13 protein-coding genes are annotated in these 11,996 nt (G+C 76.5%); 2 read left to right on the top strand and 11 right to left on the bottom strand.

All coding sequences use genetic code 11. The annotated features are described in order from the left end of the window. On the top strand, positions 1-296 hold a 296-nt coding region (locus tag WAB14_RS16250; protein ID WP_340271338.1), incomplete at its 5' end, for a hypothetical protein. Between the two features lie 32 nt (positions 297-328). On the opposite strand, the gene WAB14_RS16245 is transcribed toward WAB14_RS16250, so the two are convergent. The 5 genes from WAB14_RS16245 to WAB14_RS16225 are packed head-to-tail and all read right to left on the bottom strand — an operon-like array spanning position 329 to position 4,428. Beyond that, positions 329-517, bottom strand: a complete 189-nt coding sequence (locus WAB14_RS16245; protein WP_340271336.1) for a hypothetical protein — start codon at positions 515-517, stop codon at positions 329-331. A gap of 23 nt (positions 518-540) precedes the next feature. Beyond that, positions 541-1,485, bottom strand: a complete 945-nt coding sequence (gene argB, locus WAB14_RS16240; protein ID WP_340271334.1) for an acetylglutamate kinase — start codon at positions 1,483-1,485, stop codon at positions 541-543. After that, positions 1,482-2,666, bottom strand: coding sequence for a bifunctional glutamate N-acetyltransferase/amino-acid acetyltransferase ArgJ (gene argJ / locus WAB14_RS16235; RefSeq protein ID WP_340271332.1), 1,185 nt, complete (start codon positions 2,664-2,666; stop codon positions 1,482-1,484). The genes argB and argJ overlap by 4 nt, the downstream gene beginning before the upstream one ends. Next, positions 2,663-3,724, bottom strand: a complete 1,062-nt coding sequence (argC, locus tag WAB14_RS16230; protein ID WP_340271330.1) for an N-acetyl-gamma-glutamyl-phosphate reductase — start codon at positions 3,722-3,724, stop codon at positions 2,663-2,665. Before argC ends, argJ begins: the two co-directional genes overlap by 4 nt. 44 nt (positions 3,725-3,768) lie before the next feature. After that, on the bottom strand, positions 3,769-4,428 hold the full coding sequence (locus tag WAB14_RS16225; RefSeq protein WP_340271328.1) for a GNAT family N-acetyltransferase: 660 nt from the start codon (positions 4,426-4,428) through the stop codon (positions 3,769-3,771). Positions 4,429-4,527: 99 nt separating this feature from the next. Here WAB14_RS16225 and WAB14_RS16220 point away from each other — a divergent pair, with 99 nt between their 5' ends. Further along, the gene (locus WAB14_RS16220; RefSeq protein ID WP_340271326.1) at positions 4,528-5,766 is read left to right on the top strand and encodes an MFS transporter; all 1,239 of its coding nucleotides are present in this window, start codon (positions 4,528-4,530) and stop codon (positions 5,764-5,766) included. 61 nt (positions 5,767-5,827) lie between these two features. Here WAB14_RS16220 and pheT read toward each other — a convergent pair whose 3' ends face one another. From pheT to infC, 6 genes are all read right to left on the bottom strand, one after another. Further along, positions 5,828-8,407, bottom strand: coding sequence for a phenylalanine--tRNA ligase subunit beta (pheT, locus tag WAB14_RS16215; protein WP_340271350.1), 2,580 nt, complete (start codon positions 8,405-8,407; stop codon positions 5,828-5,830). Then, positions 8,404-9,510, bottom strand: coding sequence for a phenylalanine--tRNA ligase subunit alpha (pheS, locus tag WAB14_RS16210; protein WP_340271324.1), 1,107 nt, complete (start codon positions 9,508-9,510; stop codon positions 8,404-8,406). The genes pheT and pheS overlap by 4 nt, the downstream gene beginning before the upstream one ends. An 11-nt stretch (positions 9,511-9,521) precedes the next feature. After that, on the bottom strand, positions 9,522-10,427 hold the full coding sequence (locus WAB14_RS16205; RefSeq protein ID WP_340271322.1) for a TrmH family RNA methyltransferase: 906 nt from the start codon (positions 10,425-10,427) through the stop codon (positions 9,522-9,524). 35 nt (positions 10,428-10,462) lie between these two features. After that, positions 10,463-10,834, bottom strand: a complete 372-nt coding sequence (gene rplT, locus WAB14_RS16200; protein ID WP_340271320.1) for a 50S ribosomal protein L20 — start codon at positions 10,832-10,834, stop codon at positions 10,463-10,465. A 52-nt stretch (positions 10,835-10,886) separates the two neighbouring features. Beyond that, positions 10,887-11,081, bottom strand: a complete 195-nt coding sequence (gene rpmI, locus WAB14_RS16195; RefSeq protein WP_340271318.1) for a 50S ribosomal protein L35 — start codon at positions 11,079-11,081, stop codon at positions 10,887-10,889. Between the two features lie 73 nt (positions 11,082-11,154). Next, a complete protein-coding gene (gene infC, locus WAB14_RS16190) occupies positions 11,155-11,736 on the bottom strand; it encodes a translation initiation factor IF-3 (protein ID WP_479688798.1) in 582 nt (193 codons plus the stop codon). Positions 11,737-11,996 lie beyond the last annotated feature (260 nt).

The following is an 11,996-nucleotide window of genomic DNA, read 5'->3' as shown; positions in this document are numbered from 1 at the left end:
CCGGCCGCGGTCGGCACGTGGCGCCCCGCTCCGTCCGCACGGTGCTCGGTCCGCGCCCCGGTCCCGCTCGCCCGCCCGCCGGCACCCGCGGCCGCCGCGTGGCGCCTCCTCCGGCGCCGGGGACGAGGCGGGCGCGCCGCCACGACGAGCGCCACCTGCGGCGGCTGCGGACGGCGGACGCCGGCGTCGCAGGGCTCGGCTGGACGGCCGACGCCCGGACCGTGGGACGGGAGGTCCGTGTCGAGCTCGACGCCCGCTCGCGTCGGCGGCAGCGGGCCGCGCTGGCCCTGGCATGAGCCGGTCGGGAGGGCGGGGTGTGTGCGCCGGCTCAGCAGAACGGGCAGCTGTGCGGGGTGCCGAGCACGAGGGCGACGACGGGCACGAGGACGGCCAGCCGGCGTCGCCGCTGCAGCGCCGCGACAAGCCGGGCCGAGCGGCCCGGGGGCACCGCGGTCGTCCCGGTCGTCCCGGTCGTCCCGGTCGTCCCGGACGGCTCCGTCGCGTCGGTCGGGGGCACGGCGGCAGCGTACGCGCCGGGCCTCACGGCACCACCATGGTCCCGGCGCCGGCGTCGGTGAAGACCTCGACGAGGAGGCTGTGCGGGCGGCGCCCGTCGACGACGTACGCCCGCGGCACCCCGCCGCGCACGGCCTCGAGGCAGCCGGCCATCTTCGGCACCATGCCGCTCTCCAGCGTCGGCATGAGCCGGTCGAGCTCCGCCGCGCTGATCTCCGACAGGAGGCTGCCGCGGTCCGGCCACGCCGCGTACAGGCCCTCGACGTCGGTGAGGACGACGAGCCGGCGCGCCCGCAGTGCGACCGCGAGCGCCGCGGCCGCGCTGTCGGCGTTGACGTTGAGCACCTGACCGGTCGGCCGCCCGTCGCCGTCGACCTCGGGGGCGACGCTCGAGACGACCGGGACCCGCCCGGCCGCCAGCAGGTCGGTGACGGCGGAGGGGTCGACGGCGACGACGTCACCGACGAGGCCGATGTCGACCTCCTCCACCGTCCCGTCGGGGGCCGTCGTACGAGCGGTGCGGCGACGGGCCCGCAGGAGTCCCCCGTCCTCCCCCGACATCCCCACGGCGTACGGGCCGTGGGCGTTGACGAGCCCGACGAGCTCCCGCCCGACCTGGCCGGTGAGGACCATGCGGACGACGTCCATCGCCTCCGGGGTCGTGACGCGGTAGCCGCCGCGGAACTCGCTCTCGATGCCCATGCGGTCGAGCGCGGCGCTGATCTGCGGGCCGCCGCCGTGGACGACGACGGGTCGGAGGCCCGCGAGCCGGAGGAAGACGATGTCCTGCGCGAAGGCGGCCTTGAGCGCGTCGTCGACCATCGCGTTCCCGCCGTACTTCACGACGACGAGCGCCCCGTGCAGCTCCCGCAGCCACGGCAGGGCCTCGACGAGGACCGCGGCCTTCTCCCCGGCCGCGGCCAGCTCCTCGGCGCGACGGGTCGCGGTGGTGGGACTCGCCCCGCTCACGTCGTGTACGCCGAGTTCTCGTGGACGTAGGCGTGGGTGAGGTCGTTGGTCCACACCGTCGCGTCGCTCGCGCCGGCGTGGAGGTCGACGACGATCTCGACGTCGCGCCCGGACAGGTCGACCCGGTCGCGGTCCTCCCCCGGCCCGCCGGCCCGGCACACGAGCACGCCGTTGACGGCGACGTCGACCTCGAGGGGGTCGAACGCCGCGCCCGTCGTGCCGACGGCGGCGAGGATGCGGCCCCAGTTCGGGTCGCGCCCGAAGACCGCGGTCTTGACGAGGGCGCTGCGCGCGACGGCCCGGCCGACCTCGACGGCCTCGTCCTCGCTCGCGGCACCGGCGACGCGGATGGCGACGTCGTGCTCGGCCCCCTCGGCGTCGGACAGCAGCTGGCGGCCCAGGTCGCGGCACAGGTCGGTGAGGGCGGCCGTGAACGCCGCCTCGTCCGGGACCACGCCCGAGGCGCCGGAGGCCATGAGGCTGACGGTGTCGTTCGTCGACATGCACCCGTCGGAGTCGAGCCGGTCGAAGGTCACGCGGGTCGCGGCTCGCAGGGCCCGGTCGAGGGCCGCCGCGTCGAGGTCGGCGTCGGTCGTGAGGTGGACGAGCATCGTCGCGAGCGCCGGCGCGAGCATGCCGGCGCCCTTCGCGATCCCGCCGACCGTCCAGCCGGACGGGTCCCGGTGCACTGCCGCCTTGGGCCGCGTGTCGGTCGTCATGATCGCCCTGGCGGCCGCCTCCGACGCGGCGTCGTCGGGGCTGAGCGAGGCCGCCGCGGCGTCCAGCCCGCCGAGCAGGAGCCCGCCGTCGAGGGGGACGCCGATGATGCCCGTCGAGCACACGACGACGTCACCGCCGCCGACCTCCGGCCCGCCCGGCGACAGCGACGACAGGACCGCCGCGACGTGCTCGGCCGTGCGGTGGGTGACGAGGAAGCCGTCCGGCCCGGTGTAGCAGTTGGCGTTGCCGGCGTTCACCGCGAGCGCGCGGGCGCTGCCGCTGCGGACGACCTGCTCGCTCCACAGGACGGGGTGGGCGCGGGCACGGTTGCGCGTGAAGACGGCCGCCACGGCGTCGCGGGGGCCGTCGTTGACGACGAGGGCGACGTCCGGCCGCCCGGACGGCTTGAGACCCGCGGTGGCGGAGCCGGCCCGGAAGCCGCGGGCCGCCGTGACGCTCACGGGGCGAGCCCCGCGCTCGGCAGGCCGAGCGGCTCGGGGAGCCCGAGGGCGAGGTTCGTGCCCTGCACGGCGGCGCCCGCCGTGCCCTTCGTGAGGTTGTCGACGGCCGCGACGGCGACGACGCGGCCCGCCCGCTCGTCGAGCGCGACCTGCACGTGGACGGTGTTCGCGCCGAGGGTGTCGGCGGTGCGGGGCCAGCGGCCCTCCGGCAGCACGTGGACGAACGGCTCGGCGACGTAGGCGTCCTCCCACGCGCCGCGGACCGCCGCGGCGGTCGTGCCGGGTCGCACCCTGGCGGTGCACGTGGCGAGGATCCCGCGGGGCATCGGCGCGAGGGTGGGGGTGAAGGACACGGTCACGGTCCCGCCGGCGGCGGCGCCGAGGTTCTGCTCGATCTCCGGGGTGTGCCGGTGGGAGCCGCCGACGCCGTACGGGCTCATGGAGCCCATCACCTCGCTGCCGAGCAGGTGCGCCTTCGTCGCGCGGCCCGCGCCGCTGGTCCCGCTGGCCGCGACGACGACGACGTCGTCGGGCTCGAGCAGCCCCTCGGTGAACCCCGGGGCCAGCGCGAGGCTCACCGCGGTCGGGTAGCAGCCGGGCACCGCGAGCCGGCGCGGCGCGCCGGCGTCGAGGCCGGGCAGCCGGTGCCGCTGCCGCTCGCCCCCGGCCAGGGGCAGCTCGGGCAGCGCGTACGGCCACGACCCGGCGTGGTCCCCGTCGTAGAAGGCTCGCCACGCGGCGGGGTCGACGAGGCGGTGGTCGGCGGCGAGGTCGACGACGAGGACGTCGGCGCCGAGCCGCTCCGCGACGGCCGCCGAGTGCCCGTGCGGGAGGGCGAGGGCGACGACGTCGTGGCCGGTGAGCGTCGCCGGGTCGGTCGGCTCGACGACGCGGTCGGCGAGCGCGGGCAGGTGGGGGTGGTGCTCGCCGAGGCGGGTCCCGGCGCTGGTGGCGGCCGTGACGGCGCCGACCTCGAGGTCGGGGTGCGCGAGCAGCAGTCGCAGCAGCTCACCGCCCGCGTAGCCCGTGGCGCCCGCCACGGCCACGGTATACGTCATGGTGCATGACCATACACGGCGACCGACCCGCGACGGGTCGCCCGTCACACGCCGAGCTGCGCCCGGCAGGCGGCGGTGAGTCCCTCGACCTCGACGCGCGGGTGGCCGAGCGCGCGCCAGCGCTCGACCGTGAGGCGGTACCGCCAGCCCTCCCGGCGCTGCCCGCGCGTGACGGCCACCTCCTCCCCGTCCCGGGCGTAGCCGACCTTCTCCGTCACCCGGTTGCTCGCGGCGTTGTCCTTCCACGCCTCCGTCACCGCGGTCCGCGCACCCAGGTGGTCGAACGCGAGGGAGAGGACCGCCAGCCTCGCGCGGTAGCCCGTGCCCCGGCCCTGGTGGCGCCGACCGAGCCACGAGCCGGTGCCGACCTCGCGTCGCACGGCGAAGTCGCGTGCCATGAGGTCCTGCAGACCCACCACCTGCCCGTCGCGGACGACGGCGAACGGCACGACCCAGCTCTCCGGCGCCGCTGCGCCGCGCTGGCGCCACTGCCACTGGACGACGCTGCGGGCCCGCTCGAGCGGGCTGCCGTCGGCCCACGGCTGGGTGAACGGCGTCCAGGACGGGTCGTGGATCCCCTCGTGCGCCGCCGCCGCCAGCCCGAGGAGGTCGGTGTCGTCCGGCACCCGCAGCTCCAGGTCGTCCGCGACCCGCAGCCGCAGCGACCGGAGGGGGAACAGCTCGTCCCACGTCAGCGTGCTCACGCGGCTCCTCCCTCCCCGGTCGGACCACCGGCCGACAGCCGACCGCGGCCGACCGTACGAGGTGCGGGGACGGGAGCTCCACCGGATTAGCCTCCCGTCGTGGCGGCCGACACGGAGGGCGGGCTGCGGCCCGGCACGCCGGAGCTGCGCCGGGTGTCCGTCGCCCTGTTCCTCGCCGGGGTCGCGACGTTCGCCGCCGTCTGGGCGACGCAGCCGCTGCTGCCGACGCTCAGCGCCGAATTCGGCGTCACCCCCGCGCAGGCCGCGCTGTCGGTCTCCGGTCCCACCCTCGCCCTCGGGCTCGGCCTGCTCGTCGCGGGACCGCTGTCGGACACGCGCGGGCGCACGTGGCTCGTCCACGGCTCGCTCGGGCTGTCGGGCCTGCTCGGCCTCGCGTGCGCCGCGGCGTGGTCGTGGGAGTCGCTGCTCGCGCTGCGGACGCTGCAGGGTCTCGCCCTCGCGGGGCTGCCGGCCGTGGCGACGGCGTACCTGCGCGAGGAGGTCCACCGGGACGCGGCGGCCGGCGTCATCGGTCTGTACGTCGGGGGCACCGCCCTCGGCGGCATGTCGGGGCGGCTGCTCGCGGCGCCGCTCGCGGAGTGGGCGGGCTGGCGCGCGGCGATCGCCGGCGTCGCCGTGCTCGTCCTGCTGTGCGCGCTGCTCGTGCGGTGGTCGCTGCCGCCCTCGCAGCGGTTCCGGCCCGCTCCGGGCCGGCCGCGGGCCGTGGCCGCGCAGCTGGCGCGGCAGCTGCGCGACCCGGTCCTCGTCGGGCTGTTCGCATGCGGCGGCCTCCTCATGGGGGCGTTCGTCGCGGTGTTCAACGGCCTCGCGTTCCGCCTGGAGTCCCCGGAGTTCGGGCTCTCGACGGGCGTCGCCGGCCTCGTGTTCGCCACCTACGCCCTCGGCAGCGTCGCCTCGGCGCTCGCCGGACGGGTGAGCAGCCGGGTCGGGCCACGCCCCGTCGCACCGGTCGCCGTCGCGGTCGCCGTCGGGGGGATCCTCCTCACCCTGGCCGCCCCGCTGGGGCTCGTCGTCACGGGGACCGCCGTCATGGTGGTCGGCTTCTTCGCCGCCCACGGCGTGGCGTCCGGGTGGGTGACGGCGCGGGCGTCGCTCGGCGTCGGCGGTGCCGGTCAGGCCGCGTCCCTCTACCTGCTCGCGTACTACGCGGGCGCGTCGGGCGCCGGCGCCGCCGCGGGGGCGGCGTGGGCGCGCTCCGGCTGGCCGGGGGTCGTCGTGCTCGCGAGCACGCTCATGGGCACCGCGCTCGTCGTCACGGTCGTGCTGGCGCGGACCCGACGGCTGCGCGTCACGCCGGCGCCCGTGCCCGAGCCGTAGCGGCGGGCGCTACCGGCCGGGTCGGGTCAGGTCACGTCGGGTCGGGTCAGGTCAGGTCAGGTCAGCTCCGCAGGGTCGCGCCGACCGCCTCCGCCGCGCGCAACGCTCCGGCGCGGGCCTCGGCGACCTCCTCGGCGGTGAGCGTCCGGTCCGGCGCCCGGAACCGCAGCGCGTACGCGAGCGACCGCCGGCCCTCGCCGACCTGGGGGCCGGTGTAGTCGTCGAAGAGGCGGACCTGCTCGAGCAGGTCGCCCGCACCCGCGACGAGGGCCGCCTCGACGGCGGCCGCCGGCACGTCCGCGGCGACGACGAGCGCGACGTCCTCCTTCGCCACCGGGTGCCGCGACAGCGGGACCGCCTCGACGACGCGACCGGCGCCGTCAGCGACGACCGCGCCGAGGTCGAGCTCGACCGCGCACGTGCGCGCCGGGAGCCCGAGTGCCTGGCACACGCGCGGGTGCAGCTCCCCCGCGTGCCCGACGACGCGCGGCCGGTCCCCGCCGGTGACGAGGAGCGCGGCGCAGCGACCGGGGTGCCAGGGGGCGTGCTCCGCCTGCCGCACGTCGAGCTCCGCGCCGACGACGCCCGCGACCTGCCGGGCGACCTCGACGGCGTCGGCCCAGCCCGCCGGCCGGCCCGCACCCTGCCAGCCCGGGGGCTCGGCGGCGCCGGCGAGGACGGCGGCGAGGTGCAGCGGCTGGTGCGGGAGGGCCGCGTCGAGGGCCGCGAGCTCCTCGGCGTCGGGACGGCCGGCGACACCCGGCACCGGCGCAGCCGGCGCGTCCGGTGCCGGACGGACGACGAGCCCGACCTCGAAGACGGCGACGTCGCCCTCGCCCCTGCCGAGGTTGCGGACCACGGTGTCGAGCAGCGGCGTGAGGACGTCGGTGCGGAGCTCCGGCTGCTCCTCGTTGAGCGGGTTGGCGAGGCGCAGGGCACGGCGGCGCACGTCGTCGGCCGGCAGGCCGAGGGCGTCGTGGGCCGCGGGCGCGACGAAGGGGTACGAGAGGACCTCGACGAGACCGCGGCTCACGAGGTGGTCGCGGACCCGGCGCACGGCCCGCTGGGTGACGGTGAGACCGCCACCGGGCGGCGGGGTGGGGACCCGCTCGGGGATCGCGTCGTAGCCCCGCAGCCGCGCCACCTCCTCCGCGAGGTCCGCGGGGTCGGTGAGGTCGGGCCGCCACGACGGCGCCGCGACCGCGAGCCGGTCGCCGTGGCGGGTGACGACGCACCCGATCTCCTCCAGCGTCGCGACGACGTCGGCCTCGGTGTACGGCACCCCGACGAGCCGGGCCGGGTAGGCGGGGTCGAGGACGACCGGACCCGGGTCGGCGAGGGCGGTCTCGTCGGTCCACGCCGCCTCGGGGGTCCCGCCGCCGTGCGCGACGAGCAGGCGGACGGCGAGCTCGGCGGCCGCGGGCGCCAGCTGCGGGTCGACCCCCCGCTCGAAGCGCCGGCTCGCCTCGCTCGGCAGCCGGTGCCGGCGCGCGGTGCGCGCGACGCTCACGGGGTCGAAGTGGGCGGCCTCGACGAGGACGTCGGACGTGCGCGCCGACACCTCCGTCGCCTCACCGCCCATGACGCCGGCGAGACCGAGGACGCGCGAGCCCGCCTCGCCGTCGCCCGAGTCGGTGATGAGGAGGTCCTCCGGGTCGAGGGCACGGTCGACGTCGTCGAGCGTCGTGAGCCGCTCGCCGGGTCGGGCCCGTCGCACGACGACGGGCCCGGACAGCAGCGCGGCGTCGTAGGCGTGCAGCGGCTGGCCGAGGGCGAGCATCACGTAGTTCGTGACGTCGACGGCGAGGCTGATGGGGCGCATCCCGGCGAGCTGGAGCCGGCGCTGCAGCCAGTAGGGACTCGGTCGTGTCGGGTCGATGCCCCGGACGACGCGCGCGACGAACCGGTCGCAGCCCGCGCGGCCCCGCAGCGGTGCGTCGTCGGCGAGCCGCACCTCCCAGCCCGCCGACGTGGGCTCGGGCGGCTGCAGGTCGAGGACGGGGTCGCGGTACGCGAGACCGGTCGCGTGGCCGTACTCGCGGGCGACGCCGCGCACCGACAGGCAGTAGCCGCGGTCGGGGGTCACGTTGACCTCGACGGTCTCCTCGCGCAGCCCGAGGAGGTCGAGGGCGTCGTCCCCGGGCTCGACGCGGTCGAGGACGTCCACGGGCAGACCCAGGCGGGGCAGGACGATGATCCCGTCGTGGTCCTCCCCGAGGCCGAGCTCGCGGGCGGAGCAGATCATGCCGTCGGACACGTGACCGTACGTGCGCCGGGACGCGATGGGGAACGGCCCGGGCAGCACGGCGCCCGGCAGGGCGACGACGACGAGGTCACCGGCGGCGAAGTTGTGCGCCCCGCACACGATGCCGCGCGGCGCGCGGCTCGGGGTGCCGGAGCCGTCGTCGGGCCCGTGCGGGCCGACGTCGACCTGGCACCAGTTGATCGTCTTGCCGTTCCTCTGCGGCTCCGGCTCGACGGACAGGACGCGACCGACGACGAGCGGCCCCGTGACGTCGCCGCCGTGGACGCCCTCCTCCTCCAGGCCGACGCGCACGAGGTCGGCCGCGACGTCGGCCGCCGTCGCGTCCTCGGGGACGGCGACGTGCTCGCGCAGCCACTGCAGGGGAACGCGCATCAGAGGGTGCCTCCCAGCTGGCGGGCGAAGCGGACGTCGCCCTCGACCATGTCGCGCATGTCCGCGACCCCGTCTCGGAACATGAGGGTGCGCTCGATGCCCATCCCGAACGCGAAGCCCGAGTACCGGTCCGGGTCGACGCCGCAGGCCGTGAGGACGCGCGGGTTGACCATGCCGCAGCCGCCCCACTCGATCCAGCCGGTGCCGCCGCACGTGCGGCACGCCGGGTCGACGCTGCCGGTGCGGGCCGCGCACACGAAGCACCGGAGGTCGACCTCGGCGCTCGGCTCGGTGAACGGGAAGTACGACGGGCGCAGCCGGGTCGTGACGGCGTCGCCGAACATCGCCTGCGCGAAGTGCGTGAGGGTGCCCTTGAGGTCGGCCATCGTGAGGCCCTCGTCGACCGCGAGCCCCTCGACCTGGTGGAAGACCGGGGTGTGGGTGGCGTCGAGCTCGTCGGTGCGGAACGTCCGCCCGGGCACGACGACGTAGACGGGGACGCCGCGGGTGAGCAGCGAGCGGGCCTGCACCGGTGAGGTGTGGGTGCGCAGGACGAGGTGCGAGCCCGGCGGGTCGACGAAGAACGTGTCCTGCATCTCGCGGGCGGGGTGGTCCGCGCCCATGTTGAGGGCGTCGAAGTTGTACCACTCGGCCTCGACCTCGGGACCCTCGGCGACCTCCCAGCCCATGGCGACGAAGACGTCGCCGACGCGGTCCATGAGGGCGGTGAGCGGGTGCCGGGCGCCGGTGAGGTCGCGCTGGGTGGGCAGCGTGACGTCGACGACTTCCTCGCGGAGGATGCGCTCGTCGCGCTCCGCCTCGAGGACCGCCTGCCGGTCGGCGAGGGCGCGTTGGACCCGCCCGCGGGCCTGCCCCACGAGCTTCCCGGCCGCGGCCTTCTCCGTCGGGAGCAGCTGCCCGATGGCGCGGTTCGCGAGGGCGAGCGGGGACCGGTCGCCGACGTGCGCGAGGCGCGCGGCCTTGAGCTCGTCGAGGTCGCCGGCCGCCGCGAACGCCGTCAGCGCGGCCGCCTCGGCGTGGGCGACGGAGTCCGCCGTCGGCGCGTCGGGGACGGAGGGCTGGCTGCTCGGCAGGTCGGCGGGCACGGGGCGGGAGTCTAGGTGCCCGCCGCCGGGGACCGCCGCCGGGTGTCGCCGCCGTGGTGCCGCACAGCCCGACGGGCGCGCGCGCTCGCGTACAGGCAGACGGTCGCGGCCATCGCGAGGTTGAGGCTCTCCGCCGAGCCGTGGATGGGGACGGCGACGCGCGCGTCGGCGAGCGCGGCGTCGGCCTCGGGCAGCCCCCACGCCTCGTTGCCGAGCAGCCACGCGTGCGGTGCCGCGAGGGGGCCCTGGCCGGTCGCGGCGGCGTCGAGGAGGTCGTCGAGGTCCGTCGCCGCGTCCGCGGCCGTCGCGAGGGTCGCGAGCCCGGCGGCCCGGCACGCCCTCACGACGTCGGCGTAGGGGACGTCGACGACGACGGGCACGTGGAAGAGGCTGCCCGCGCTGCTGCGGACGGTCTTGGGCGCGTGGACGTCGACGGACTCGGTGGTGAGGACGACGGCGTCGGCGCCGGAGGCGTCGGCGGCGCGGACGACCGTGCCGGCGTTGCCCGGGTCGCGGACCCGGGCGAGGACGGCGAGGGTGCGCGGTGAGTCGGCGAGCACCGCCGACAGCTCGACGTCGACCGGCGCGGCGACGGCCAGCACGGGCTGCGGGGTGACGGCGTCCGCCATGGCGGCGAGGACCTCGTCGCTCGCCGTCCGCACCGGTACCCGGGCGGCGCGGGCGGCCGCCGCGTAGGCGGGGTCCGCCTCCGGCCCGACGTACAGCACCTCGACCGCCACCCGCACGCGGGGCGCGGGCGCGGCGGCGGCCGCGAGCAGCTCGGTGACCGGGCCGTGCCCCTCGACGAGGAAGCGGCCCTGGCGCTGACGCGCCGAGCGCCCGGAGAGCCGGGCCACCGACCGCACCCGCTCCGCGCGGGGGTTGGTGAGCTCCGGCGCCTCCGGGCGCTCGGTCACGTCGTGCTGGGGTGCTCGGTGCTGCCGGGCTGGCCTCAGGCGGCGTCCTGCGCGGGCAGGGCGGCCCGGGCGGTCTGCACGAGCGAGGCGAAGGCCGCCTCGTCGTTGACGGCGAGCTCGGCGAGCATGCGACGGTCGACGTCGACACCGGCGATCTTGAGGCCCTGGATGAAGCGGTTGTACGTCATCCCGTTGGCGCGGGCCGCGGCGTTGACGCGCTGGATCCAGAGACGGCGGAAGTCGCCCTTGCGCGCCTTGCGGTCGCGGTAGGAGTAGACGCCGGAGTGGAGGATCTGCTCCTTCGCCTTGCGGTACAGCCGCGAACGCTGACCGCGGTAGCCGGAGGCCTGCTCGAGGACCTCGCGGCGCTTCTTGTGGGCGTTGACCGCCCGCTTCACACGTGCCATGGGGGTGTCTCCTGGTGCGTCGAGGGGGAAGAGGGGCTCGGGGCGAGCGGGCTCAGATGCCGAGCAGCTTCTTGGCGGTCTTCGAGTCCGCCTTGCTCAGCTGCTGGTCGACGTCGAGGCGGCGCTTGCGACGGCTGCTCTTGCCCTCGAAGAGGTGCTGGTTGTTCGACTGCTCGCGCATGATCTTGCCCGAGCCCGTCACCTTGAAGCGCTTCTTCGCGCCGGAGTGCGTCTTGTTCTTCGGCACCGTGGTGCTCCCTGTCTGTGTCGGGCAGCCCCGTGGGGGGCGTGCCGTGTGCTGGTGGTGCGGGCCGAGCCGCTCAGCCGGTCGTGGCGCCCGTGCTGCCCTGGTCGGCCGCCGCGGCGGCCGCGTCCTTCTGGGCCTGCTTGGCGGCCTTCTGCTCGGTCTTGACCTCGGCCTTCTTCTTGTGCGGCCCGATCACCATGACCATGTTGCGCCCGTCGACCCGGGGCGAGGACTCGACGGAGCCCAGCTCCTTGACGTCCTCCGCGACCCGCTGGAGGAGACGCAGCCCCATCTCGGGACGGGACTGCTCGCGACCGCGGAACATGATCATGACCTTGACCTTGTCGCCGCCCTTGAGGAACCGGGTGACGTGACCCGTCTTGGTGGCGTAGTCGTGGTCGTCGATCTTGAGGCGGTAGCGGATCTCCTTGAGGACCGTGTTGGCCTGGTTCTTGCGGGCCGCACGCTCCTTCATGGCCGACTCGTACTTGAACTTGCCGAAGTCCATGAGCTTGACGACGGGCGGGCGGGCGTCGGGCGCGACCTCGACCAGGTCGAGCTCGGACTCGGTCGCGAGCTTCATGGCCTGTTCGATCCGCACGATGCCGACCTGCTCGCCGTTGGGCCCGACGAGTCGGACCTCGGGGACGCGGATGCGGTCGTTGATACGTGGCTCGGTGATGTGCGTGCTCCTCGTGGAAGGGTGAGTCGGACGTCTGTGCCGGCTGCCGGTCGACCCGGCGGCTGCCGCCCGGGCAGGCGGTGGCCGGGGTCCGGCGCGGTCGTCACTGTCGTCACGTCGCACGCACCGGGGCCCTCGTCCCGGCACCTGCCGGGAGTCCGTCCCCGTGGACCTGACCCGCGGCACCGTGGGCACCGGGGTGGGAGTGGCCTCCGCTTGCTGCCGCTGCGGAC

Origin of the sequence: Aquipuribacter nitratireducens, assembly GCF_037860835.1 — a bacterium.
Taxonomy (GTDB): Bacteria; Actinomycetota; Actinomycetes; order Actinomycetales; family JBBAYJ01; genus Aquipuribacter; species Aquipuribacter nitratireducens.
This window is presented reverse-complemented; position numbering and strand designations above follow the sequence as displayed.